The 24,250-nt window shown below is 70.0% G+C and carries 18 protein-coding genes; 9 read left to right on the top strand and 9 right to left on the bottom strand.

Annotated elements, in window-relative coordinates:
- Nucleotides 1-72 precede the first annotated feature (72 nt).
- On the top strand, nucleotides 73-276 hold the full coding sequence (locus JYK02_RS39140; protein WP_014397260.1) for a cold-shock protein: 204 nt from the start codon (nucleotides 73-75) through the stop codon (nucleotides 274-276).
- A 102-nt stretch (nucleotides 277-378) separates the two neighbouring features.
- Here JYK02_RS39140 and JYK02_RS39135 read toward each other — a convergent pair whose 3' ends face one another.
- Nucleotides 379-2,604, bottom strand: coding sequence for a S9 family peptidase (locus tag JYK02_RS39135; RefSeq protein WP_207058127.1), 2,226 nt, complete (start codon nucleotides 2,602-2,604; stop codon nucleotides 379-381).
- Between the two features lie 154 nt (nucleotides 2,605-2,758).
- Complete coding sequence (locus JYK02_RS39130; protein WP_207058125.1) at nucleotides 2,759-4,939, bottom strand: S9 family peptidase; 2,181 nt, start codon at nucleotides 4,937-4,939, stop codon at nucleotides 2,759-2,761.
- 89 nt (nucleotides 4,940-5,028) lie between these two features.
- On the opposite strand from JYK02_RS39130, the gene JYK02_RS39125 reads away from it, so the two are divergent.
- From JYK02_RS39125 to JYK02_RS39115, 3 genes are all read left to right on the top strand, one after another.
- Entirely contained in the window at nucleotides 5,029-5,808 is a 780-nt protein-coding gene (locus JYK02_RS39125; protein WP_207058116.1) for a UPF0489 family protein, read from the top strand.
- 93 nt (nucleotides 5,809-5,901) lie between these two features.
- The gene (locus JYK02_RS39120) at nucleotides 5,902-7,233 is read left to right on the top strand and encodes an AHH domain-containing protein (protein WP_207058114.1); all 1,332 of its coding nucleotides are present in this window, start codon (nucleotides 5,902-5,904) and stop codon (nucleotides 7,231-7,233) included.
- Entirely contained in the window at nucleotides 7,230-7,829 is a 600-nt protein-coding gene (locus JYK02_RS39115; protein WP_242589637.1) for an imm11 family protein, read from the top strand. Before JYK02_RS39120 ends, JYK02_RS39115 begins: the two co-directional genes overlap by 4 nt.
- A 45-nt stretch (nucleotides 7,830-7,874) precedes the next feature.
- Here JYK02_RS39115 and JYK02_RS39110 read toward each other — a convergent pair whose 3' ends face one another.
- On the bottom strand, nucleotides 7,875-9,755 hold the full coding sequence (locus JYK02_RS39110) for a BamA/TamA family outer membrane protein (protein ID WP_207058112.1): 1,881 nt from the start codon (nucleotides 9,753-9,755) through the stop codon (nucleotides 7,875-7,877).
- A gap of 42 nt (nucleotides 9,756-9,797) precedes the next feature.
- On the bottom strand, nucleotides 9,798-10,667 hold the full coding sequence (locus tag JYK02_RS39105; protein ID WP_207058103.1) for a cobalamin-binding protein: 870 nt from the start codon (nucleotides 10,665-10,667) through the stop codon (nucleotides 9,798-9,800).
- Nucleotides 10,668-10,954: 287 nt separating this feature from the next.
- Here JYK02_RS39105 and JYK02_RS39100 point away from each other — a divergent pair, with 287 nt between their 5' ends.
- The 4 genes from JYK02_RS39100 (at nucleotide 10,955) to JYK02_RS39085 (ending at nucleotide 16,898) form a co-directional block, all read left to right on the top strand.
- Nucleotides 10,955-12,562, top strand: coding sequence for a serine/threonine-protein kinase (locus JYK02_RS39100; RefSeq protein ID WP_207058101.1), 1,608 nt, complete (start codon nucleotides 10,955-10,957; stop codon nucleotides 12,560-12,562).
- Nucleotides 12,559-15,120: a TonB-dependent receptor domain-containing protein gene (locus JYK02_RS39095; RefSeq protein ID WP_207058099.1), complete on the top strand. Its 2,562-nt coding sequence runs from the start codon at nucleotides 12,559-12,561 to the stop codon at nucleotides 15,118-15,120. The genes JYK02_RS39100 and JYK02_RS39095 overlap by 4 nt, the downstream gene beginning before the upstream one ends.
- Nucleotides 15,117-16,289 carry a hypothetical protein gene (locus JYK02_RS39090; RefSeq protein ID WP_207058091.1) on the top strand — a complete coding sequence of 391 codons (1,173 nt, stop codon included), beginning with the start codon at nucleotides 15,117-15,119 and terminating at the stop codon, nucleotides 16,287-16,289. Before JYK02_RS39095 ends, JYK02_RS39090 begins: the two co-directional genes overlap by 4 nt.
- Nucleotides 16,290-16,415: 126 nt before the next feature.
- Complete coding sequence (locus tag JYK02_RS39085) at nucleotides 16,416-16,898, top strand: response regulator (RefSeq protein WP_207058089.1); 483 nt, start codon at nucleotides 16,416-16,418, stop codon at nucleotides 16,896-16,898.
- A 9-nt stretch (nucleotides 16,899-16,907) separates the two neighbouring features.
- On the opposite strand, the gene JYK02_RS39080 is transcribed toward JYK02_RS39085, so the two are convergent.
- The 4 genes from JYK02_RS39080 to JYK02_RS39065 form a co-directional block, all read right to left on the bottom strand.
- The gene (locus JYK02_RS39080; protein ID WP_207058087.1) at nucleotides 16,908-17,525 is read right to left on the bottom strand and encodes a sulfite oxidase heme-binding subunit YedZ; all 618 of its coding nucleotides are present in this window, start codon (nucleotides 17,523-17,525) and stop codon (nucleotides 16,908-16,910) included.
- Between the two features lie 4 nt (nucleotides 17,526-17,529).
- Nucleotides 17,530-18,519, bottom strand: coding sequence for a protein-methionine-sulfoxide reductase catalytic subunit MsrP (gene msrP / locus JYK02_RS39075; protein ID WP_207058085.1), 990 nt, complete (start codon nucleotides 18,517-18,519; stop codon nucleotides 17,530-17,532).
- 34 nt (nucleotides 18,520-18,553) lie between these two features.
- Complete coding sequence (locus JYK02_RS39070) at nucleotides 18,554-19,279, bottom strand: fatty acid desaturase (protein ID WP_207058069.1); 726 nt, start codon at nucleotides 19,277-19,279, stop codon at nucleotides 18,554-18,556.
- 75 nt (nucleotides 19,280-19,354) lie between these two features.
- The gene (locus tag JYK02_RS39065; RefSeq protein ID WP_207058066.1) at nucleotides 19,355-21,064 is read right to left on the bottom strand and encodes a dipeptidyl-peptidase 3 family protein; all 1,710 of its coding nucleotides are present in this window, start codon (nucleotides 21,062-21,064) and stop codon (nucleotides 19,355-19,357) included.
- Between the two features lie 133 nt (nucleotides 21,065-21,197).
- On the opposite strand from JYK02_RS39065, the gene htpG reads away from it, so the two are divergent.
- Nucleotides 21,198-23,165 carry a molecular chaperone HtpG gene (gene htpG / locus JYK02_RS39060; RefSeq protein WP_207058064.1) on the top strand — a complete coding sequence of 656 codons (1,968 nt, stop codon included), beginning with the start codon at nucleotides 21,198-21,200 and terminating at the stop codon, nucleotides 23,163-23,165.
- A gap of 52 nt (nucleotides 23,166-23,217) precedes the next feature.
- On the opposite strand, the gene JYK02_RS39055 is transcribed toward htpG, so the two are convergent.
- Nucleotides 23,218-24,234, bottom strand: a complete 1,017-nt coding sequence (locus JYK02_RS39055) for a 2-dehydropantoate 2-reductase (protein ID WP_207058062.1) — start codon at nucleotides 24,232-24,234, stop codon at nucleotides 23,218-23,220.
- Between the last annotated feature and the right edge of the window lie 16 nt (nucleotides 24,235-24,250).

Raw genomic sequence — 24,250 nt, 5'->3', positions numbered from 1 at the left:
GTCTGTCTCCCCGGTCGTCGGGCAGAACGGGCGGCCTTCCCCACGGCAGCCCTGCAAACGCAAGGAAGCGCAATGGCAACTGGTACCGTGAAGTGGTTCAACGACGCGAAGGGCTTCGGCTTCATCACCCAGGACGGCGGCGGCGAGGACGTGTTCTGCCACCACACCGCCATCAACATGGATGGGTTCCGCACGCTGGCCGAGGGCCAGAAGGTGGAGTTCGAAGTCACCAAGGGCCCGAAGGGCCTGCAGGCGCAGAACGTCCGCGCGGCGTGAAGTGACGCGTCTCAGCCATTCCTCACGGACTGGTTGAAGCAACAGAGGCCCGGCCCCGAAAGGGAACCGGGCCTCTGCCTTTTCAGGGGCTGGGGTGCCGCCCTACTTCTTCAGGGTCTGCTCGAAGTGGGCGATGACGCGCTCGTACTGGCGCTCGGTGACGACCGGGTCCGGCACCATGTGCGTGAGGCCGGACAGGGGCAAGAGCTGGTGCGGCTTGCCCGCGCGGAAGAGCGCGTCCGACAGCTTCAGCGTGTGGAAGAAGTAGACGTTGTCGTCCGCGGTGCCGTGGATGAGCAGCAGCGCGCCGATGGGGCTGTCCTTCTTCGCGTACGTCAGCAGGCTGCTGACCTCGTAGGCCTTGGGCGACTCCTCGGGCAGGCCCAGGTAACGCTCGGTGTAGTGCGTGTCGTAGTCGCGCCAGTCCACCACCGGGGCGCCGGACACCGCGGCCTTGAAGAAGTCCGGGCGCTTCAGCGCGGCCAGCGCGGCCATGTAGCCACCGAAGCTCCAGCCGGTGATGCCCACGCGGCTCAGGTCCATCTCCGGCACTTCCTTGGCCAGCGCCTGCACCGCTTCAATCTGGTCATCCAGCGTGACGGTGGCGAAGTCGTGCTTCACCGCGCGGTTCCACTCGGCGGTGCGCAGCGGCGTGCCGCGGCCGTCCACCTTCACCACGAGGAAGCCGTGGTCCGCGAACCACTGGCTGAGCAGGTGCGCGGCCATGGACTGGTGCACCACGGTGACGGTGGGGCCCGCGTAGACCTCCACGATGACGGGCAGCTTCTGGCCGGGCTTGAAGTCGCGCGGCTTCACCAGCGAGGTCCAGAACTTCTTCGGGCCCACCTGGCGGACCTCGAAGTTCGGCGTGAAGGACGGCTCCTGCGCCACCTCCGGCAGCTCGCCCAGCTTCGTGCCGTCGCCCTTGAGGACCACCGTGCGCGGCATGGCCTTGGGGCCCTGCGTGTTGAGGACGATGAGGCCGCCGTTCTTGGAGACGAGCCCGCCCTCCACGGCCGGGCCGCTGGTGCCGGTGGCCACCTTCTCCGGAGCGCCGCCGGCCTTCACGCGCCACAGGTGGCTCTCCGTGGGGTTCGGGTCGCCGGTGAAGAACAGCGTCTTGTCCGCCTGCACGAAGCGCGCGAGGTTGCGGTAGCCCGCGTCCGGCTTCACGACGGAGCGGTCCAGCTCGCCGTTGGCCTTGCGCAGCTCCACTTCCGGGCCGCCGTTGCGCTCGGTGTACCAGAGGAAGCCGGAGCCATCCTCCAGCCACAGCGGGTAGTCCTGCGCCAGCTCCACCCAGGCGTCGTCCTTCTCCGTGAGCAGGACGCGCGTCTTGCCCGAGGCCGGGTCCACCGCGAGCACCTGCTCCTCCGTCTGGAGCCGGTTCTGCACCACGAGGGTCAGCGGCCCGCCCTTGTCCCACTTCACCGTGGCCAGGTACGGGTACTTCTGCGCGTCCCACTGCGCCCACACCGTCTTGCCGCCGGTGACGGGCGTGATGCCCAGGCGCACCTTCGCGTTCGCCTTGCCGGGACGCGGGTACGGGAAGATCTCCCCGCCCTTCTCCGGGTGCATCACGTCCACGATGGTGAGCTTCTCCACGTCGGACGTGTCGGACTCCGTGTAGGCGATGGACTTCGAGTCCGGGCTCCACCAGTAGCCGGAGAAGCGGCTCATCTCCTCCTGCGCCACGAACTCCGCCAGGCCGTGCGTCTTCTGCGCGGTGCCGCCCTGCGTGACGCGCTTCTCCTGGTTGGCGGCCAGGTCCACCCGGTACACGTCGTGCTCACGCACGTACGCGACCTGCTTGCCGTCCGGAGACAGGCGCGGGTCGATGACGCCAGCGCCCGTCTTCAGCTCCGTGGACTTCCCCGTGGCGCGGTCCACCACGTAGAGGCGGCCGGAGAGCGGCACCAGCAGCTGGTTGCCGTCCTCGGAGAGGTTGTAGGACGTGAAGCCCCGGGCGCTCACGCGCATGCGCTCGCGGCGGGCCTTCTCTTCCGGAGACAGCGTCTCCTCCCCACCCTTGAGCAGGGATTCAGGGGTGAGCAGCTCACGCGACTGGCCGTTGGCCACGTCGAACGCGTAGAGCATCTGCACGTTGGAGGTGGGGGACGTGCGCAGGAAGAGGACGGACTTCTCGTCCGGGGTGATGCGCGTGCCCACCGGGCGGCCGCTCTGGAAGCGGCGCGTCTCGGCGTACTGACGCAGGAAGGTGTCCGGCTGCTTTTGCGAAGGGGCCATGGCGGAGGGTTTGCGCTCCTGGGCGATGGAGGGGGCGCTGCTCATGAGGAGAAGCGCGGCGGCGGTAAGGACCTGACGCATGCGTAGCTGAATCCCCGCGCGGGGCGGGGCTCCTTTCGCGGGAAGGTGCGGGCAAGCCTACACTCCGGCCGCCGCGCGGCCCCCTCAACGTCCAGCCGTCCATCGGATTCCCACCGGAAGCGGACGAAGCCCCCGCAGCCCCCGGGGCCTCCCGCTACTTCAGGTTCTGCTGGAAGTGGGCGATGACGCGCTCGTACTGACGCTGTGTGACGATGGGGTCCGCCACCATGTGCGTGAAGCCGGCCAGGGGCAGCAGCTGGTGCGGCTTGCCCGCGCGGAAGAGGGCATCCGACAGCTTCAGCGCGTGGAAGAAGTAGACGTTGTCGTCCGCGGTGCCGTGGATGACCAGCAGCGCCCCGATGGGCCCCTCCTTCTTCGCGTACGTCAGCAGGTTGCTGACGTCGTAGGCCTGGGGGTTTTCTTCCGGCAGCCCCAGGCACCGCTCGGTCGCGTGCGTGTCGTAGTCGCGCCAGTCCGTCACCAGCGCTCCCGCGACCCCGGCCTTGAAGAAGTCCGGGCGCTTCATCACGGCCAAGGCGGCCATGTAACCGCCGAAGCTCCAGCCGGTGATGCCCACGCGGCCCAGGTCCAGCTCCGGCACTTCCTTCGCCAGCGCCTGCACGGCTTCAATCTGATCATCCAGCGTGATGGTGGCGAAGTCGTACTTCACCGCGCGGTTCCACTCCGCGGTGCGCAGCGGCGTACCGCGGCCGTCCACCTTCACCACCAGGAAGCCCTGGTCCGCCATCCACTGGTCGAGCAGGTGCATGGACATGGACTGGTGCACCACCGTGGTGATGGGGCCGCCGTAGATGTCCACGATGACGGGCAGCTTCTGGCCCGGCTTGAAGTCACGCGGCTTCACGAGCGAGGTCCAGAACTTCCGCGCGCCCACCTGGCGGACCTCGAAGTTCGGCGTGAAGGACGGCTCCTGCGCCACTTCCGGCAGCTCGCCCAGCTTCGTGCCGTCGCTCTTGAGCACGACGGTGCGCAGCATGCTCTTGGGACCCTGCGTGTTGAGGACGACGAGGCCACCGCTCTTGGAAACGCTGCCACCCTCCACGGAGGGGCCGGGGGTGCTGGTGGCCACCTTCTCCGGCGTACCACCGAGCTTCACGCGCCACAGGTGGCTCTCCGTGGGGTTCGGGTCGCCGGTGAAGTACAGCGTCTGGTCCTTCTCCACGTAGCGCGAGAGGGCCCGGAAGCCGGCGCCCGGCTTCACCACGGAGCGGTCCAGCTCGCCGTTCGCCTTGCGCAGCTCCACCTCCGAGGCGCCGTTGCGGTCGGTGTACCAGAGGAAGCCGGAGCCATCCTCCAGCCACAGTGGGAACTCCTGGTGCAGGTCGATCCACGCCGCGTCCCGCTCCGTGAGGAGCACGCGCGTCCTGCCCGTCGCCGGATCCACCGCGAGCAACTGCTCCTCCGTCTGGTGCCGGTTCTGCACGAGCAACGTCAGCGGCCCGCCCTTGTCCCACTTCACCGTGGCCAGATACGGATACTTCCGCGCGTCCCACTGCGCCCACACGGTCTTGCCTCCGGTGACGGGCGTGATGCCCAGGCGCACCTTCGCGTTCGCCTTGCCCGCGCGCGGATAGGGGAAGGACGCACCGGGCTGCTCCGGGTGCATCACGTCCACGACGGTGAGCTTCTCCACGCCGGAGGTGTCGGACTCCGCGTAGGCAATGAACTTCGCGTCCGGGCTCCACCAGTAGCCGGAGAAGCGGCCCATCTCCTCCTGCGCGACGAACTCCGCCAGGCCGTGTGTCTTGTCCGCCGTGCCGCCCTGCGTGACGCGCTTCTCCTGGTTGGCGGCCAGGTCCACCCGGTACACGTCATGCTCACGCACGTACGCGACCTGCTTGCCGTCCGGGGAGAGGCGCGGGTCGATGACGCCGGAGCCCGTCTTCACCTCCGTGGATTTTCCCGTCGCGAGGTCCACCACGTAGAGGCGGCCGGAGAGCGGCACCAGGAGGCGCTTGCCGTCCTCGGACAGGCTGTAGGACGTGAAGCCCCGGGCGCTCATGCGCATGCGCTCACGGCGGGCCTTCTCTTCCGGAGACAGCGTCTCCTCCCCGCCCTTGAGGAGGGCCTCCGGCGTGAGCAGCTCGCGCGTCTGACCGCTGGCCACGTCGAACGCGTAGAGCATCCGCACGTTGGACGTGGGGGACGTGCGCAGGAAGAGGACGGACTTCTCGTCCGGCGTGATGCGTGCGCCGACCGGGCGCCCGTTCATGAAGCGGCCTGTCTCGGCGTACTGGCGGAGGAAGGACGAAGGCTCCTGGGCCAGGACCGGCATCCCCAGGAGGAGCAGCGCGACGGTGACGAGTGGACGCATGCGTGATTGAACCCCGAGGGACGGGGCTCCTTTCGCGGCAAGATGGGACACGTCTCCAACGACGGAGCCTGGAGGGGATTTCCTCCCGCATGAATTCGAAAGATGACGACGCCCTGCGCCACCTGCGCCTCGCGGGCGTGGTGCGGCTGGGGCTGGGTGGTGGCCGGGGCCCGACGGATGCCTACGTGTTCGACCCGCACCGGCTCGCGCTGCCCGCGTGGGCCTGTGCCCTGGGCGACGCGGGGCTCCCTGCCCTGCTCGTCACGCTGGACCGGCACCTGGACATCGTCGTGCCTGAGCGCCCCGGCGACATGCCGGACCGCTCCGCCGGCCTGCGCGCGCTGGACGAGCACGCGCGGTGGCGCCTGGACGTGCGCAACTACGACCACATCGTCGCGGCGATGGAGGCGAACCTCGTGGGCGACGCGCTGATCATCGCGCGCACCCGGCCCCGGGGCTCCTTCGCAGGGGACACGTACGTGGACACGCGGGGCCGCTCGCACCGCATCGTGTCGGTGACGACCGTGGACCGCGCGGCGGAGGCGTACCTGCACCCCGGCCCCACGGACGCGGTGCGCGACGTGCTGGAGGCCGCGTCCGCCGTGCTGCTGGACGTGGACCTGGACTGCTTCACCAGCCTGAGCGACGCGGACCCCACCACCGTGCTGCCGTGGCCGAAGGCCGTCATCCGCGAGTTCCTCCTGCCCCCCGACTCGGAGCCCTTCTGGGACGCGGTGCTGGGCAAGGCCGTGGCGCTCACGCTGGCGCGGGAGCCGCACCACTGCGGCGGGCTGCTCGCGTCCGGTGAGCTGTTCCGCGACGTGGCGGAGGTCCTCTTCCGCGAGCTGCTGCGCGTCGAGCCGCCCTGACATTGCCCGGAGGCTAGAGTTCCACCCCCCATGTCCCAGCCCCACGTCCCGGGTAGACCTCCCCCCCCTCGCGGATCGGCTGTCATTGTCCGAATGGCGCACGCAGCCGTCATCGCGTGGATGCTGCTCGTGGGAACAGGCTGTGCGGCATCCCGGAGCGTGCTGCTCAGCACGGACCGCGGCGCAACCCGTGTCCACACGCCGCGGCGGGACGTCCGGCCCCCGGCGCTGGAGGAAGACGCCTTCGTGGCCACGGTCGCGGACCTTGCACGAACCGCTCCTGTTTCCACGCATCCGCTGGAAACGGCTCGGCGGTTGCTGGCGGCGACGCCCCCTTCGCGTCCTTACGCCCAGGTGCGTGGACACCTTGGGCTCGTCTCAGTGCAGGAGCCAGGACGCGGACACCTCCAGCTCACCGAGGCTCCCGCCGAGGAACTGACAGCGGCGTATGGCCGTTGGTGCAAGCGCAAGGCGCTCTCCGGCGATTGCCTTCACCTGCTGGAGCACGGGCCCTCGCTCGACGAGGACGGCAAGCGCACGCTGGCCTTCTCCATCGCACTGGACTTGGTGTGGGACGAGACGGGGGACGCGCTGCGAGGCATGACGGATCGCGAGGCGGTGCTCTCGATGATCGTCACGACCAGCGCCATGTACCTGGGCCTGTGGCTGTTACCGGAGCCGGTGTCCAAGGGCATCGCGGCGACGATGACAGCAGTGCTCATCGCCTACCTGGGGGTCGACACGGTGTGGAGTCTCATCCACGGATGGATGCGGCTCGCGGAAGCGGTGGCGGAAGCCACGACCTTCGAGGCACTCCGAGACGCGGGTGAGCAGTACGGAAGGGTGCTGGGAGAGAACGCCGCGCGGGCCTTCGTCATGCTGGCCACGGCTGCCCTGGGCAGCACCGCGGAGACGCTGGCCGCGAAAGTGCCCACACTGCCCGGTTCCGCACAGGCCTCACTCGTGGGCGTGGCCCAAGGAGGCTTCCGACTGGGCGCGGCCGCACAGGTGGAGTCCGTGGCCGTGTCCGCGACGGGGGACATCCTCCTCACGCTGGCCCCGGGCGCGGTGGCGACCGGTGGGCCCGTGGACGTGCCTGGGCCGAAGCATCACATCGCGTCCGACAAGTTCAGCACGTCCACCGCGAACGGAGGCCCGTGGACACCGCGCTACCAACAACTCTTCGACAAGGCGGGCATGTCCCTGAATGCCCCTGAGAACCAGGTTCACGTTCCGGGGCACAAGGGGCCTCATCCGCAGGAGTACCACGAGGAGGTCTTTGAACGGTTGAGGCTCGCGACCAGCACATGCCGGACGATTCAGCAGTGCCGGGTCGACCTGACGGAGGCGCTGAGGATCCTCGCGAAGGAACTCACCACGGAGAACTCCTGGCTCAACAAGCTGGTCACCCGGGGTGGTGGATGAGTCAGGATGCCCATGTGACGCCTCGGTACTTCAAGCTCACGGACGATGTGACACTTCCCGGCCGATGGGAGCTGGGGACCCCCGTCGATGCCCTGGGGCAGGCCCACGGCTCCTGGCTTTTCATGCAAGGCACTCCCGCGCGTGTGGAGGGGGCTCTACACGTTCCGTCCTACGCGCGGGGAAGGGCGCTCGACTTCTCGCTCGCGGATGCGGGCGCGGTTCCTGTCGTTTCCCAGCGGGTCGCGGAAGTGCTGTCTCGACTGGCCCCCGGAGACGTGGAGCTGTTTCCCGTGACGATGGATGACACCCCGGCCCCGTACTTCCTCGTCAACGTCGTGCGCGTCATGAAGTGCATCGACGACACAGCATCAGGCGAGGTTCGTTACTGGATGCCGGAGGATGGGAGGCCCGAGCGGGTCGGCACCTATCAAGCAGTTCATCGGCTGCGCATCGACCCAGCCAGGGCCGGGGACGCGAAGGTCTTCCGCACCTGGGGCTGGCTCATCGCGCTCATTGTCTCCGAGGACATCAAGCTTGCGCTGGAAGCCATCGAAGCCACGGGGGTGCAGTTCAAGGACGTGTCCCCTCTCCGCTGATTCCGCGAGCTGCTGCGCGTCGAGCCGCCCTGAAGCTCAGGAGCCTCAGGGTGAGTCGAGGAACGAGGGCCGGTAGTCCGTCACCTGCCCGCTGCTGAGCGACAGGCGGCTGCCCACCGGAGGACGGTCGCCGTTGAGCACGTAGCCGAAGTCGATGCGGAACGGGAACACGTTGAACTGGGGGAACAGCAGCCGCAGGCCCACGCCCACGGTGGTCACCATCTCCGGCCGCTTGTTGAAGGCGCTGCCGGAGTCGAGGAAGAACACCCCGCCCAGGTGCACCGTGCGCACGACGAGCGGCGCGGTGCGGTACTCCAGGTTCACCAGCAACAGCCGCTTGCCGGAGTACGCATCCACCGCCGCGCCGCGCAGGCCGTTGCTGCCACCCAGCAGGCTCACGCGGTCCGACAGGTCGTCGATGTTCACGTCCAGCAGGCCGCGCGCCACGAAGCGCCCCCCGAGCACGCGCGGCGACACCTGCACCAGCTCCGCGGCCCAGCGGCGGTTCGTCCAGCCCTCCTTCGCGCCGGGCGTCTGCGCGCTGAACTGCTGGCGGATGGACGCGGCCGCGGACGCGGTGGTGAGCGCGTCCCCCCAGTGCACGCGGTAGCGCAGGGACAGGCCCCCTTCCGCGAAGTGCGCCGCGGACGGGAACACCGGCGGCGCGTAGCGCAGCGTGGCCAGCACCGAGTGCCCCAACTGGAAGTCCTCCGACAGCGTGTACGAGTCCACGTTGCGGAGCACGTCGTAGCGGGCCTCGAAGGCGCTCAGGGAGAAGTTCGCGTAGCCCGCGTCCTCCGCGCGCGGCAGGTAGTTGCGCCGGAACCAGTCCGCCTGCGCATCGCTCAACCGCGAGGCCAGCGGCGCGGCGTAGGCGTAGTGATAGGCCCCCGCGCCCATGCCCACGTTCCACTTGTAGCGCTGGCCGTAGGAGCGCGTGTACGTGGCGCCCGCGGCCACCTCGCGCGTGTTGTAGACGTACGGCACGGGATCGCCGTCCGGGAATGGGAGCTGCCAGATGTCCGCGCCCCGGAACTGGCGCGCGGTTTCCACGTTCCACGCCACGGACGTGCTCAGGCTCCACGGCGTGGCCAGCGAGTACAGCGGCCGGCTGACGACGAGGCTTCCGCGCGAGCCCTCCGCGCGGCCCGTGTCGCGGTTGATCAACACCGCCGCGGACTCCGTCAGCGACCACCGGCTGCCGAGCACGCGCCGGTCCGTGTAGCTCTGGCCGAAGCTGAACGTGTCCAGGCGCATGATGAAGTCCAGCGCCACCTTCTTGCCGCGCCCCAGGAAGTTCTGCTCCGTGCCCTGCAAGCGCAGGTAGAGCAGCAGCGAGCCCACGGCGGAGAACTCGTTGTTGAGCCGCAGCGACCACAGGTCCTTCGTCACCAGCAGCAGCGCGACCTTGTCCGGAGCACTGCCCTTCACCGGCACCGCGCGCACGACGGAGAACAGCCCCAGCTTGCGCAGGTTGCGCACCGACTCGGCGACGAGCGCCTCCGAGTACGGCTGCCCCGGAGCGATGAGCACCTCCTGGCGGACGATGTCGTCGCGGGTGCGGACGTGGAAGATGTTGAGCAGCGATGGATACGGATCCATCGGCGCGACGACTTCCTCGGCGGTGACGAGCACCTCCTCCAGCACCTTGCCCTCGGGCGCGGGCTCCACCTGGCGCTCGACCTCGCCCAGGCCCCAGGCGATGAGCGCCTCCTCGTAGTTCTTCGTGCTCGCGTCGTCCTTGGAGAGCGCGGGCGGCGGCGCGGCGACCTCCGTGTTCGACACGCCCGACGGCTCGACGTCCGGCGAGCGCACGGGCGCATCCGGCGGCGCGACGTCCTGGGGCTTGCCCGGATTTTCAGACGCGGTCTGTCCGCCCGCCGCGGCGAGCACGGTGAGCAGCAGGACGGGCAGTGAGAGCGGCACGCGCGCATCCTGTCATGCGCCGCGCCTGCCGCCAGCCTCCGCTCACGTGAGCGCGGTGCGCAGGTCCCCCGGCCGGGCCATGGGCAGCTTCTCCCCCTTCGCGACCGCCGCCACGATGCGGGCCAGCTGCTCCACGCCGTCCGACAGCGCCGCCGGCCCCGGCTGGAGGATGTAGGAGCTCCTCACTTCGTAGAGCTGATCATCCAGCACCGCGCGCACGCCCGCCCAGCCCGGCCGCGAGGCGATCTTCTCGCGCTTCGCCTTGCGCCCGCACCAACTGGCGATGACGCCCTCCGGGTCGCGCCTCGCCACCTCCTCCGGCTCGAAGATGCGGCCCTTCGCTCCCTGTGACGCGCGCGACTCCTGGCACACGTCCACCCCACCCACCACCTCCACCAGCTCCGAGCACCAGCGGATGCCGGAGATGAGCGGCTCGTGCCACTCCTCGAAGAAGATGCGCGGCCGCTTCGGCAGCGACTGCGCCGCGTCCGAGTGACGCTCCAGGTTCTTCTCCAGCTCCAGCGCGAGCGCCTCCGCGGGTTCCGCCCGGCCCACCAGCGCCCCGGTGAGCCGCACCGCCTGCAATATCTCCGCGAGCGAGCGCTGGTTGAACAGGTACACCGGCACCCCGCGCTTGCAGAGCTCCCGGCCGATGTCCGCCTGCAGGTCGCTGAAGCCCAGCACCAGGTCCGGCTTGAGCTCCAGGATGCGCTCGAAGTTCGCGTCCAGGAACGAGCTGACCCGGGGCTTCTTGCGCGCCTCCGGCGGACGCACCGTGAACCCCGACACCCCGACGACCAGGTCCCCCGCGCCGATGCGGTAGAGCACCTCCGTCGTCTCCTCCGTCAGGCACACCACCCGCCGCGGATGGCGCGGCGCTGACGACAACAGCGCGGACAGCTGGGCATTCATGCGGGAAACCCTAACCCGCCAAGGCCTCCGGCACCCCGGATGACGCGACGCACCAGCGCCCGGGGACTGTGCGGCAACGGACGCTGATTTCCACGAATTTCGAAGCCCCCGGGGCACGGGCAGCACGGGAAGTGCGGGAGTGCGAGCGCGCGGCGCGGGCCGGAAACTCGGGGCCCGGGCGTGGCGATGATAGCGGCACGTCTCTTGGGCGGTTTTCCAAGGCGGTGCTAGGCTCCGCCGGGTCCGAAACGACGTATGCGGTCCTTCTCTACGCCTTGGGGGAACACATGATCGAAAGCGATGCCCCCCGCAGCAAGGGCGCGCCCGCCGACGTGCCGGATCCCCTGCTCGGGCGGATCCTCAACGAGCGCTTCCGCATCCTGGAGACGCTTGGCGCCGGAGGCATGGGCCGCGTCTACAAGGCCATGCAGGCGCCGCTGGACCGGCTGGTGGCGCTCAAGGTCCTCAACCCGCAGTACAGCGGCGAGGGCAAGGACCCGGGCTTCCAGAAGCGCTTCTTCCTGGAGGCCAGCGTCACCGCGAAGCTGCGGCACCCGAACACCGTCACCGTCATCGACTACGGCAAGACGGAAGACGGCATCTACTACATCGCCATGGAGTACCTGGAGGGGCTGACGCTGTCGCAGCTGCTCACCCAGGAAGGCCCGCTGCCATGGGAGCGCGCGCTCGCCATCGGCCAGCAGGTGGCCCGCTCGCTGCGCGAGGCGCACAAGGTCGGTCTCATCCACCGCGACCTCAAGCCCGCCAACGTGATGATCCTCAACCAGGAGGCGGACCACGACGTGGTCAAGGTCCTGGACTTCGGCCTGGTGAAGTCGTTCACCGGCGACGCCGCCATGAAGGAGGACACCACCCTCACGCAGGCGGGCGTCATCCTGGGCTCGCCGCAGTACATGGCGCCGGAGCAGGCGCGCAACATCGCGGATCCGCGCAGCGACGTGTACAGCCTGGGCGTGGTGCTCTACCAGACGCTGATGGGCCGGCCGCCCTTCCAGGCGGCGCAGAGCATCGACGTCATCGTCAAGCACATCAACGACCCGCCGCCGCCCTTCCACACCGTCTGGCCGGACCACAACGTGCCCGCGGAGGTGGAGTCGCTGGTGATGAAGTGCCTGGCCAAGCGCCCCGTGGACCGCTACGCGTCCATGGACGCCGTGCTCCAGGGCATGCGCACCGCGGCCTCCGCGTCCGGCGTCAGCGGCGTGTTCGCCACGCGCACCGGCCTCAACGCGGTGGGCTCCGGCCCCCACAGCGGTCCGCACAGCGGCATCCACAGCGGGGCCCACTCCGCGCTGGGCTCCGGCCCCACGCCCGCGCCCAACACCATGGCGCTGGACATCTCCGTGGACGAGGCCGGCGGCCTCCCGCAGAAGAAGTCCAACAAGGGGCTGGGCATCGCCCTGTTCGGGGTGTCCCTGCTGCTGGGCCTGGTCGCCGCGGGCCTCATCGTGCTGCGAGGCGCCCAGAATCCCCCCGTGGAGCCGGCCGTCACCGCTCCCGTGGCGCGCGCGCCCGTCGCGGCGCCGCCGCCCGCCGCCGTCGAGAAGGCCCCGGCGGCGCAGCCCGCGGCCACGCCCCTCCGGCCCGTCCGCTTCGACGTGGACAGCGAGCCGCAGGGCGCGGAGGTGCTGGTCGACGGCAAGGTGCGCGGCACCACGCCCATGACCATCACCCGCACTCCGGACGGACCGGGCCTCGCGGAGCTGCAGGTGACGTTCGCGCTGGACGGCTACCAGTCCCAGAGCAAGACCTTCGCGGGTGAGCCGGGGCACACCGTCCCCGCGACCATCAAGCTGAGTCGCATCAAGAAGCAGCCGGGACCCAAGCCCCCCAAGGCCCCGAGCTCCCAGTACAAGGACGATCCGTACCAGTGAATCCCCCGACAGCCTTCCGACGTGGAGCGCTCCTCGCGCTGTGTCTTTGCGCGACCGAGGCCCTGGCGGACGCGCGCCTCGAAGCGCGCCGCCACTTCCGCAACGGCATGAACCTCATCGAGCAGAAGCAGTTCGATGAGGGCATCGCCGAACTGGAAGAGGCCTACAACATCAAGCCGCACCCCAGCGTCCTCTACAACATCGCCCGGGCGTACCAGGACGCGGGCCGGTTCGACGAAGCGTTGGACCGGTACAAGCGCTACCTGGCCACCAACCCGCCGGACGCCGCCAACGTGCAGGCCCAGGTGACGCGCCTGGAGGCCACGCGCCAGGCCGCGCAGGCGGAGGCCCCCGCCCCCGGCGCCGAACCCGGCACGTCGGGCACGGGCACCACCGGGCTGCCCATGCCCCCGCCGCCCCCCACGAGCATCCAGGCCCAGCAGCAGCTGGCCTCGCTCATGGAGCGGCTGGAGAAGGCCGTCAACCGCGCGGAGTCGCTCACCGCCCAGCCCCAGGCCCCGCAGCGGCCCGCGGCCACGCCGGGCCCCACCAGCGCCTCCAGCGACAACGCCGGCTCGGGTGACACCTCCGGCGACGAGGGCCTGGTGCCCTACGAGGAGCGCGTGGTGACGGCGAGCCGCCGCGCCCAGTCCTCGCTGGAAGCCCCCAACGCCACCACCGTCATCACGGCGGAGGACATCCGCCTGTCCGGCGCCACCACGCTGCCGGAGCTGCTGCGCCGCGTGCCCGGCGCGGACGTGATGGCCATGGGCGTGGGCAGCGCCAACGTCAGCCTGCGCGGCTTCAACCAGCGACTGGCCAACAAGGTGCTGGTGCTGGTGGACGGCCGCACCGAGTACCAGGACTTCCTCGGCCTCACGGTGTGGGCGGGGCTGCCCATCGGCCTGGAGGAAATCGACCGCATCGAGGTCATCCGCGGTCCGGGCAGCGCGCTGTACGGCGCCAACGCGATGCTGGGCGTCATCAACATCATCACCCAGGCCCCCGGCACCGGCCGGCGCGCGCGCTTCGGCGCCATGGCGGGCGGTGGCAACACCGTGCAGGGCTCCTTCGTCAGCCACGGCCAGAACGGCGCCCTGCGCTACCGCGCGTCCGCCGCCTACCGGCAGGAGGACAAGTGGAGCCGCGATTATGCGTCCGGCCGCCCGGACTTCGCGCTGGAGGGGCCCGCGGATCCGGACCTGGGCCAGCGCGGCGCTCGCGCCAACCTGTCCACCGTGTACTCGTTCGAGGAGGGCCGCGAGATCGGCCTCTCCGGTGGCGTGCACCGCTACCTCACGGAGATCTACCCGCTGGGCCTCTTGCGCAACTACTACATCGACGGCCTGGGCGCGTACGCCAAGGCCGACGTGGAGCTGGGCGCGGTGAAGCTCAAGGCGTTCTGGAACCACCTGTCCGGTGACGCGGGCCCGCAGTACGAGGCCATCGGGCAGCGCTCGCTGGGCATCCAGGTCGCGTCCAACGTGTTCAACGGCGAGGCGCTGTACGCGCGCAGCTTCGAGCTGGCCGGTGAGCACCAGGTGAACATCGGCGTGGAGGGGCGCCTGAAGCGCGTGGCCTTCACGTACCTGGACGGCCTGCGCGAGGAGTTCCACGCGGCGGCCTTCGTCCAGGACGAGTGGCGCATCGTGCAGCCCCTGCGCCTCATCGTCAGCTACCGCGTGGACCGCCACCCGCTGCTCGACAAGGGCAACCCGGGCATCGCGCAGTCGCCGCGCCTGTCCGCGGTGTTCCAGCCCATTGAAGGGCACGCCTTCCGCGCGTCCGTGGCCACCGCCTTCCGCGAGCCCACGTTCCTGGAGAGCTACACCCGGCTGCCCGTGCCCGTGCCGGGCGTCAACGGCGTGAGCCTCTTGACCACCGGCAACCGGACGCTGCGCCCGGAGCGCCTCAACGCGCTGGAGCTGGGCTGGCGCGGTGAGTCCCCGCGCCTGGGTCTGGACTGGGACGTGGCCCTCTACCAGAACACGGTGAAGGACCTCATCGCGCTATCGCCCGTGCAGCCCCTGCCCGCCGGCGAGTCCTACGACAGCGGCAGCGGCAGCTACCTCCTGGGCCGCTCGCTGTTCACCAACGAGGCCGCCATCTACACCGCGCGCGGCGTCGAGGCGGGCATCAACGTGTCCCCCATCGACGGCCTGGGCGTGAAGGCGAGCGCCGCGTACCAGCACATCAGCTCCGACCTGCGGGACGAGGGCCAGTGCGGCACGTGCAGCCAGACGCCGGCGTTCCGGCTCTTCGGCGGCGTCACCTACCGCACGCGCACGGACCTGGAGTTCGGCATCGAAGCGGCGTTCACGTCCTCCACCACCTGGGTGGAGCGCGAGCCCTCCGCGTCCGACCCGACGCGCGTGGACCTGACCGCCAACAACCTCCCCGCGTACACCGTCGTCAACGCCCGCGTGGGCTACACCGTGGTGAAGGACTTCGTCTCCGTGGCGCTGCAGGGCAGCCAGCTCGGCGGCAACCACTCGGAGCACCCCTTCGGCAACCGCATCGAGCGGCGCGTGTTCGCCAACCTCACGGTGACCCCATGAAGCGCCCCCTTTCCCTCCTCGCCTTCGCGCTCGCGTCGCTGCTGTCGGGCGGCTGTGACTCCCCGGACGTGGTGCCCACGGCGGACGGCCGCCAGAACACGCGCTCGGCCCGCATCGAGGGCAGCCTCGTGGTGCAGTCGCGCGCGCGCGGCAACGCCATCGTGTTCCTCTACGACGCGGCCAACCCGCCGCCGCCCGCGGGCTCCGGCCGGCCGCTGGCCTTCACCGTCGTCACCGCCGCGGAGCTGTTCGGCGCGTCCCTGGGGGACAACACCCCGGGGCCGTTCACCGCGCCGTTCTCGCTGAGCCTCGTGGACCCGGGCCGCTACCTCCTGCGCGGCTTCATTGACGCGGACACCTGCCGCAACGTGCCGCAGCCCTGCCACGTGTCCGACTTCAACCCCTGGTACGGCGTCACCTCCGAGCCCAACGCGGGCGACGTGGGCGGCGGCGCCGTGGACCCGGCCACCGGCGCCACGCGCATCCTGGAGGTGACGACGGACGCGGACGGCTGGCCCCAGCCCCTCACCGGCGTCTCCGTGTCCTTCGCGGACTCGGCCACCGTGCCCTTCGACCGGCCGGCCTTCCAGACCGCGGACGCGCGCGAGTTCAACACCGCCGGCACGGCCACGAAGCTGGTGACGCTCACGCCGCAGCCCCTCACCGGCGCGGTGGACCAGCGGCCCCCGGGCTTCTGGGTCCAGTTGGGGGACGCCAACAAGGACGGCGTCCCGGACGACGCCAACGCCGACGGCAAGCCGGACGTCGTCTGGCCACGCGTCGTCGTGCGCAAGCTGGCGGACGGCGTGACGGGCCACGTGGACGACACGGACTACGACCGCGACGGCAAGGCGGACACCGTGGTGCTGGCGGCCGGCCTGGTGCCCGACGGCCCGCTCGCCGCGCTGCTGGACGCGGAGGGCAAGCCCCGCCCGCAGCCCGTCTTCGTGCCGCAGCTGACCGTGGCCATCCGCGCGCAGGCCCTGGACGCACACGACCCCGCCGCGCCCGTGCCGCTGACGGCCGTGCCCCCGGGCCGCTACAGCGTCATCCTGCTGCAGTCCACGGGGCAGACGTGGCGGCTGCCCAACGAGCTGGACCCGGCGCTCGCCGAGGCCGTGGGGCTGCCAGGCGTGCCGTCCCAGGCCTTCGTGCTGGAGGTCCGCTGAGGTCGTTTCGCCCCTCCTGAAATCGCGGCGTGGAGCCCTGGGTTGCTTTGACTTCGCAGGGCCCATCCGCGACCATGGGGTGGAGCTGCTGGAGGCGTTCCCCCCTCCGTGAGGTTTTTGATTCCGATGAAGGCCGGCCCCCTCTCCGCCCCCGAATCCGCGCCCTCCCGTCCCACGGGAAGCACGCCCACGGTCCGCCCGGCCGGGAGCACTGGCCCGCAGCGCGTGCTGCTGGTGGACGACAGCCGCTCCATCCGGACGCTGCTGAAGATCTACCTCATGGCCCGCAGCTTCGAGTTCCTGGAGGCCGAGTCCGCCGAGGAGGGCCTCAAGGTCGCCGAGGCGGAGCACGTGGACCTCATCCTCACCGACTTCCACATGGACGGGATGAACGGCGCGGACTTCGCCGGGCAGATCCGCGCCAGCACCAACGCCAGGCTGTCCAAGGTCCCCATCCTGATGATGACGGGCGACCCGAACGTGGCGGAGGTCCGCGCCCTGGGCCAGAAGGCCGGCATCAGCGCCTTCGTGCGCAAGCCGGTGAGCTGCGCGCAGCTCATGACGCTGGTGGACACCATCCTCCCGCTGCCCCGCGCCGCCGCGAAGTAGCGCCCCGCTTCAGGCCGGGCGCTGCTGAGCCAGCGCCCGCCGCTTGCGCACGGCCTCTCCCACGCGCACGGCGAACAGCAGCGCCAGGACGGCCCCGTAGAGCACCGGCTCCGTGACGTCCTTCTTCACCCGCCACACGAAGTGCACCACGCCCAGCACCGCGGCCACGTAGGCCAGCCGGTGCAGGCGCTGCCACGTGGGGAAGCCCAGCCTGCGCACCCACTTGTTGGTGGACGTGACGGCCAGCGGCACCAGCAGCATCAGCGCGGTGAAGCCCACGGTGATGAAGGGCCGGGTGAAGACGTCCTCCGCCATGGCGCGCACGTCCAGGCGGTGATCCAGCACGGAGTACGTGAGGAAGTGCGCCGCCGCGTAGGTGAAGGCCAGGAGGCCCAGCGTGCGGCGGATGCGCGCGGGCCACGTCCAGCCCGTCACCAGCCGCACGGGCGTGCACGCCAGCGACGCGATGAGCACCGCCAGCGCGAAGAGGCCCGTCTGGTTGAGGGCGAACTCGATGCCGTTGGCCCCCAGCTCACCCCGGGCCCCCAGCACCGCGAGCTGCACGAGCGGCGCCAGGCCTCCGACGGCGATGGCGGGGTTCAGCCAGGGGAGCTTGGAGGAGGCCATGGTTTTAGAAGTCCCGCTTCAGGTCCATGCCGCGGTAGAGGCCGGCCACCGCGTCCGCGTAGCCGTTGAAGGGCAGCGTGGGCCGGCGTGAGCCCTCGCCGATGCGGCGCTCCGAGGCCTGGCTCCAGCGCGGGTGGTCCACCGCCGGGTTCACGTTGGCGTAGAAGCCGTACTCGCGCTTGTTGGCGAGGTTCCACGTCGTGGGCGGCTGCTCGCGCGTGAGCGTGATGCGGACAATGGACTTGATGCCCTTGAAGCCGTACTTCCACGGCACCACCAGCCGCAGCGGCGCGCCGTTCTGCGGCGGCAGCTGCTTGCCGTACAGGCCCGTGGCCAGCAGCGTCAGCGGGTGCTGGGCTTCATCCAGCCGCAGCCCCTCCACGTAGGGCCAGTCCAGCACCGGGCTCTTCTGGCCGGGCATCTGCTCCGGGTCCTCCAGCGTGGTGAAGGCCACGTACTTCGCGAAGGACGTGGGCTGCACGCGGTCCAGCAGCTTGCCCAGGGGCAGGCCCAGCCACGGAATCACCATGGACCAGGCCTCCACGCAGCGCATCCGGTAGACGCGCTCCTCCAGCGGGAAGGCGGAGATGAGCTGATCCACGTCCACCGTCCACGGCTTGTGCACCTCGCCGTCGATGACGACGGTCCACGGCCGCGTCTTCAGGGTGTGGGCGCGGCGGGCCGGGTCGTTCTTGTCCAGGCCGAACTCGTAGAAGTTGTTGTAGGTGGTGATGTCCTCGTAGGGCGTGCGCGGCTCGTCCGTGACGAAGACGCCCTGGGCGGGGGCCACCGGCTGCTCCACCACGCCCGCGTCCGGCACGAAGCCGTCCATGGGCCGGGTGCGCTTCATGCCCAGCAGGTACAGGCCGCCGCCCACCACGGCGGCGGTGCCCGCGAACAGGCCCGCGTTCTTGATGAACTCGCGGCGGCGCAGGTAGAGCTTCTCGGGCGTCACTTCGGAGCCGGGGGGCTCGGGAGGGAGCTTGTCGCGCATGGCTCCCTCTATAACGCTCCAGGGCCTTTTCCGGTTACCGCCGGGCGTCCTTCACCCGCCACAGCCGCCACCAGGGCGTCCCGGGGGACTGATGGTGCTCCCAGTGGTAGCCGAAGAAGAAGCACGACAGCAGGGCCCACAGGTGGTTGCGCGGCAGGGTGCGCGCGTGGTGCGGCGCCATGGCTTCCGTGTCCGGACGCCGGTGCGGCAGGTACGTGCCGAAGTAGAACAACTGCACGGTGGCCAGCACCGACGGCAGCACCCAGAAGGCCAGGATGCGCGCCTGGGACACGCCCAGGAGCAGCAGCAGGTTGAACTTCAGGGCCATCACCGCGATCTGCGGCCACGTGGTGTAGCGGACCATGAAGGCGCCGAACCACGGCCAGAAGGACCGGCCGTGCGCCGCGAAGTCCGGGTCGTGTTCACCGGTGGGGTCCGCGTGGTGCGCGCGGTGGTTCACCACCAGCCGGCGGTAGGACAGCCCCGCGAAGAGGAAGCAGGCCAGCGTGCCCACCGCCGCGTTCACCCGGCGGTGCAGGGACACGGTGCCGTGCATGGCGTCATGGCCGGTGATGAAGAGGCCGGTGGACAGCCACATCTGCAGGGCGACGTGCAGCCAGGGGAGCGGTGAAGCCCACGGCAGGTCCGGACCGGCCAGGAGCCACGCCAGGTGCCCGCCCCACGCGCCCACCACCGCGAGCGCGAGCACGACGCCCCACGGGTCGGGGGGAACGGGACGGGCTGGGGACTCGGACGCCATGGCTCCCTTACTGGCCATGCCCCGTCCCCCGCGCATGGGAAAAGCACGCGGGTGGGACGGGGTGTGGCCGGGACGCTACTTGGACCCGGCCGGAGCGCCGAAGTCCTTCACCAGCGAGTCGGCGGTGACGTAGCGCGGCTCGATGTCCACCGGCACGTTCTTCAGGCGCTCCAGCACCTTCTGCACGGGGGGACGCACCACGCCCTGCTTCGCGAGCAGCGCCTCCGCGGCGGCGCGGTCGCCCTTGGCCTGGAGGGACATGAGCTGGCTCGTCAGCGACGCGACGGACGCCTGCATCTTGTCCGGGACCACCTCGAACGTGCCGTCCGCGTTCACCTTCACCGCGCCGGTGTCCAGGAAGTGGTTGAGCTGCAGCGCGATGCCCTTGCCGTGCGCCTCGTCGATGCCGAAGCGGATGGAGCGGAACGCGGACGCGAGGAACGTCGTGTACATGGTCCGCTGCAGCCCCTTGTCCAGCGTGCCCTTGTCCACCAGGCGCTGGAGCGCCCACAGGCCGGAGATGTCCGCCTTGGCCTCTTCGATGGCGCTGGAGGACGCCTGCAGCGCCTGACGCACCGTCGTCTGCTTCCCGGCCACGGTGACGTTGTGGGGCCCCAGGCCGTGCATCAGCTCGTGCATGAGGATGTGCGTGAAGAAGGCGTCGAAGGACACGTCCTTGCGGTCCTTCGCGGGCAGCGCCACCTTCGCGATGGGCAGCAGCACGCGCTGGAACTTCGCCTCCTGGATGTTCTTCAGCATCACGCGCTTGGTGCCCTTCTCCGCCGCCACGCGCTCGTCGTTGGGCAGGTTGAAGGCCGCCGTCTGCACGCCGCGGTTGCCGTCACCGGAGGAGTACAGGCTGTTGATGACGCGGATGGGGGCCAGCGCGCCCAGCTTCGGGTTGCGGAGGCCCGCGTCGATGGGGAGGTTGTTCTCCAGCTCCTGGAGCTCCGCGCTGAACTTCGCCAGCTTCTGCGTCTCCGCGTCGTCGCGCACGCCGATGAAGGCCTCGAAGGCTGCCTTGTAGTTGAACCAGCCGTCCTCGTAGACCTCGTAGGGCCCGATGGTGGGCTCCACGCTCGCGTCCAGCTCCATCCACGCGACCTCGCTGGCGTAGTAGTCGTTGGACAGGAACGCCGCCGCGCGCGTCTCCAGGAAGCGCTTCAGCGTGGGCTGCTGGGTGAGCGCCGCCGCCTCACGCAAGAGCTGCGCGGCCTGGCCCAGCTCGCCCTGGTACTCCACGCTGTAGGGCACGCTCACGAACTTGCCGTCCGGCCCTTTGCGCAGCGTGGTGAAGAAGCCCGTGGCCGCGTGCTGCTGCGCCTCCGGCAGGCCCTTCACCCACGTCTCCACCTCCGCCTTGGTGGCGCCGGCGGGATAGAAGTTGCCCTCGTCCGGCTTGGCCGGCACGCCGGGGATGAACGGCTTCGCCTCGTCCAGGCGGGACCAGGGGCCCTTGTTGAGCAGGAACGCGTGCAGCCGCTCCTTGCCCAGGGGCGAGGTGTCCTCCACCAGGTCCAGGAGCAGCGTCTCGTTGCCCGCCCACGCCTGGCGCAGGAACAGGGGGTCCATGATCTTCGCGGCCTGGAGCACCTTGGCCAGGGCGCGCTTCTCCGCGTCCGGCAACTGGGAGACGTCCACCTTGACGTCCACGGGGGCGAAGCGCGCGGTCATCCGCTTCAGCGTCGGGGCGTCAGGCAGGCGGGCGGGGGCCTCCTGGGCGGGCGCGGCGCCCGACAGGAGCAGCGCCCCGAGCAGGGGCAGGAACGTCGTGGACTTGGGCATGCCCCCTTCCCTACCCCAACCCGCCCCCGTCTCCCAGCAACCGGTGGGGGCGGATTCTCTCTTCTCGACAAGTCGGCGGGCATGGTTATGGGGAAGGGCATTGGCGCGTGTCCCTCGGCGCCCGGAGGCCTTCATGTCCGCAGAGACCCACCCCCAGCGGGAAACCCATTCATTCCAGGCGGAGATCCAGCAGCTCCTGAGCCTGGTCATCAACTCGCTCTACAGCCACAAGGAGATCTTCCTGCGTGAGCTGGTGTCCAACGCCTCCGACGCGCTGGACAAGCTGCGCTTCCGCTCCATCACGGAGCCGGAGCTGCTCAAGGACGAGCCCGCGCTGGAGCTTCGCATCGTCCCCGACGCCGACAAGGGCACCCTCACCATCGAGGACACCGGCATCGGCATGACGCACGACGAGCTGGTGAAGAACCTGGGCACCATCGCGCACTCGGGCTCGCGCGAGTTCATCCAGGCGCTGGCGCAGAAGGGCAAGACCGACGTGCAGCTCATCGGCCAGTTCGGCGTGGGCTTCTACAGCGCGTACCTCGTGGCGGACCGGGTGGAGGTGGTGAGCCGCGCCGCGGGTGAGACGGCCGCGTGGAAGTGGTCGTCGGAGGCGCACGGCACGTTCACGGTGGAGCCGGCGGAGCGCTCCTCGCGCGGCACCGCCATCACGCTGCACCTGAAGGAGGACCAGAAGGAGTTCCTGGACGAGTGGAAGCTGAAGCAGCTCATCACCCAGTACTCGGACTACGTGGGTCACCCCATCAAGCTCCAGGTGACGAAGCACGTGGGCAGCGGGGACACGCAGGCCACGGAGACCGCGCTGGAGGTGGTGAACAAGGCGAGCGCCCTCTGGCAGCGCGCGAAGAGCGAAATCACGGACGAGCAGTACCAGGAGTTCTACAAGCACCTGACGCACGACTTCGACAAGCCGCTGGCGTGGACGCACTTCAAGGCGGACGGCACCCAGCAGTTCACCGGCCTGCTCTTCGTGCCCAAGCACCCGCCGTTCGACCTGAACTCGCAGCAGCAGCGCGGCGTGCGGCTGTTCGTCAAGCGCGTGTTCATCATGGACCGCTGCGAGGACCTGGTGCCGCAGTGGCTGCGCTTCGTGCGCGGCGTCATCGACTCGGACGACCTGCCGCTCAACGTGTCACGTGAGATGTTGCAGGACTCGGCGGTGGTGCGCGCCATCCGCAAGCACGTGGTGAAGAAGTCGCTGGACCTGCTGGAGAAGCTGGCCAAGGACAAGCCGGACGACTACCGCACGTTCTGGGAGTCCTTCGGCACGGTGGTGAAGGAAGGCCTGACGCTGGAGACGGAGTACCGCGAGAAGCTGGGCGCGCTGGTGCGCTACGAGTCCTCGCGCGAGGAGGGCCTGACGTCGCTGGCGGACTACGTGGGCCGGATGAAGGAGGGCCAGGAGGCCATCTATTACGTCTACGGCGAGAGCCGGAAGGCGGTGGCGGACAGCCCGCACCTGGAGGCGCTGAAGCAGCGCGGCTACGAGGTGCTCTTCATGACGGACCCGGTGGACGAGTGGGCCGCGCAGGGCCTGCGCGAGTTCCAGGGCAAGCCGCTGGTCTCCGCGCTCAACGCGGACCTGAAGCTCCAGTCCACGGAGGAGGAGAAGAAGGCGAAGGAGCAGGTGTCCGAGGGGCTCAAGGGCCTGACGGAGAAGATGAAGGACGTGCTGAAGGAGGACGTGCGCGAGGTGCGCGTGTCCGACCGCCTCACGGATTCGCCGGTGTGCCTCGTCGTGTCGGAGGGCGGCACGCCCGCGTACCTGGAGCGCCTGCTGAAGGAGCGCGGAAAGGGGATGCCGCGCATCAAGCGCATCCTGGAGGTCAACCCCAAGCACCCGGTCATCGAGCACCTGCGCGGCCTCATCGCGAGCAACCCCTCCGCGCCGCAGGTGGGGGAGTGGATTGAACTGCTCCACGACCAGGCCCTGCTCACCGAAGGAAGCCCGCTGAGCGACCCGAACCGCTTCGCCCGCCGCATGACGGCGCTGCTCACGCAGGTGGCCATGGGGAGCAGCATCCCGGCCGCCCAGGTGCCGCAGCCTGCCGCGACGGCGACGCAGACTCAGACCAGCTGATCAGGGGTGCGCGGCGTGGCGGGAGCAACGAACCCGCCACGCTGTACGTCATCTAGGCCTTCGTCAGTTCCGCCAGCAGTGCCTCTCCGGTCCACTGGCGGCGCTTGCCCTCCTCCGCCTCACGGATGAGCGCCACGAGCCGTGAGTTCACCGGCGTGGACACGCCGTGCTGCTGGCCCAGGCGGACGACCTCGCCGTTGAGGTAGTCCACCTCCGTCTTGCGCCCCGCGTGCAGGTCGTCCCACATGGACGAGCGGGCCTTCGGATCAATCGCCAGCATCTTCTTCGCCAGCACTCCGAACACCGCGTCCGGTGCCCCCAGCAACAACGGAATCCATCCCGGCGGCAGCGGCGTCAGCTTCGCGGGCTTCACCCCGGCACGCCCCAGCACCGCCAGCGCCTCCTGCTGCGCGAGCGCCAGGCACCGCCTCCACGCGCGCTGCGACAGTTCCTGCTTCAGCGGCAGGTCCGCCAGCGCATTGAGCGAGTTGTTCAGGTTGAACAGCAGCTTCGCCCACTGCACCGCGACGATGTCCGTGTGCTGCTTCAGCGGCAGCCCCGCGCGGTTGAAGGCCTCCACGAACGGCGCGAGCACCGCGTGCTGCTCCACCTCCAGCGTCCCCTCCGAACCCGCGTGGAAGTGCCCCTGCCCCTGCGCCGCGACGTTGAAGGGCACCATCCCCGTGAGCACCGTGCGGCCGGGCAGCAGTCCTCGCAGCACCTGCGCGTTGTGCAGCCCGTTCTGGAAGCTGATGACGATGGCCCCCGGCTTGAGCCGCGACGCGAGCGTCCGCCCCGCCTCCTCCGTCGCCGCGGACTTCACCGTCACGAGCACCAGGTCCGCCGTGGCCAGCGCCTCCGGCTCCGTGTCGATGCGCGCGTCCGATGCGGGCACCTTCAGGTCCGCGTCCTGCCAGTCCGTCAGGTGCAGGCCATGCGCGCGAACCTCCGACACCACCCGCTCGCGGCCAATGAAGCGCACCGCCGTGCCCGTCGCGGCGAGCCGCCCACCCACGTAACAGCCGATGCTGCCCGCGCCGAAGACACAGATTTCAGGAGACGAAGCCATGGGCGCGCATTGTGGC

Origin of the sequence: Corallococcus macrosporus (assembly GCF_017302985.1) — a bacterium.
Lineage (GTDB): Bacteria > Myxococcota > Myxococcia > Myxococcales > Myxococcaceae > Corallococcus > Corallococcus macrosporus_A.
The sequence above is the reverse complement of the archived record's forward strand: the minus strand, read 5'-3'. Positions and strand labels throughout refer to the sequence as shown.

Coding starts and splice junctions, on each gene's coding strand:
- JYK02_RS39140 (WP_014397260.1), top strand. CDS start 73: ATGGCAACTGGTACCGTGAAGTGGTTCAACGACGCGAAGGGCTTCGGC.
- JYK02_RS39135 (WP_207058127.1), bottom strand. CDS start 2,604: ATGCGTCAGGTCCTTACCGCCGCCGCGCTTCTCCTCATGAGCAGCGCC.
- JYK02_RS39130 (WP_207058125.1), bottom strand. CDS start 4,939: ATGCGTCCACTCGTCACCGTCGCGCTGCTCCTCCTGGGGATGCCGGTC.
- JYK02_RS39125 (WP_207058116.1), top strand. CDS start 5,029: ATGAATTCGAAAGATGACGACGCCCTGCGCCACCTGCGCCTCGCGGGC.
- JYK02_RS39120 (WP_207058114.1), top strand. CDS start 5,902: ATGGCGCACGCAGCCGTCATCGCGTGGATGCTGCTCGTGGGAACAGGC.
- JYK02_RS39115 (WP_242589637.1), top strand. CDS start 7,230: ATGAGTCAGGATGCCCATGTGACGCCTCGGTACTTCAAGCTCACGGAC.
- JYK02_RS39105 (WP_207058103.1), bottom strand. CDS start 10,667: ATGAATGCCCAGCTGTCCGCGCTGTTGTCGTCAGCGCCGCGCCATCCG.
- JYK02_RS39100 (WP_207058101.1), top strand. CDS start 10,955: ATGATCGAAAGCGATGCCCCCCGCAGCAAGGGCGCGCCCGCCGACGTG.
- JYK02_RS39090 (WP_207058091.1), top strand. CDS start 15,117: ATGAAGCGCCCCCTTTCCCTCCTCGCCTTCGCGCTCGCGTCGCTGCTG.
- JYK02_RS39085 (WP_207058089.1), top strand. CDS start 16,416: ATGAAGGCCGGCCCCCTCTCCGCCCCCGAATCCGCGCCCTCCCGTCCC.
- JYK02_RS39080 (WP_207058087.1), bottom strand. CDS start 17,525: ATGGCCTCCTCCAAGCTCCCCTGGCTGAACCCCGCCATCGCCGTCGGA.
- msrP (WP_207058085.1), bottom strand. CDS start 18,519: ATGCGCGACAAGCTCCCTCCCGAGCCCCCCGGCTCCGAAGTGACGCCC.
- JYK02_RS39070 (WP_207058069.1), bottom strand. CDS start 19,279: ATGGCGTCCGAGTCCCCAGCCCGTCCCGTTCCCCCCGACCCGTGGGGC.
- JYK02_RS39065 (WP_207058066.1), bottom strand. CDS start 21,064: ATGCCCAAGTCCACGACGTTCCTGCCCCTGCTCGGGGCGCTGCTCCTG.
- htpG (WP_207058064.1), top strand. CDS start 21,198: ATGTCCGCAGAGACCCACCCCCAGCGGGAAACCCATTCATTCCAGGCG.
- JYK02_RS39055 (WP_207058062.1), bottom strand. CDS start 24,234: ATGGCTTCGTCTCCTGAAATCTGTGTCTTCGGCGCGGGCAGCATCGGC.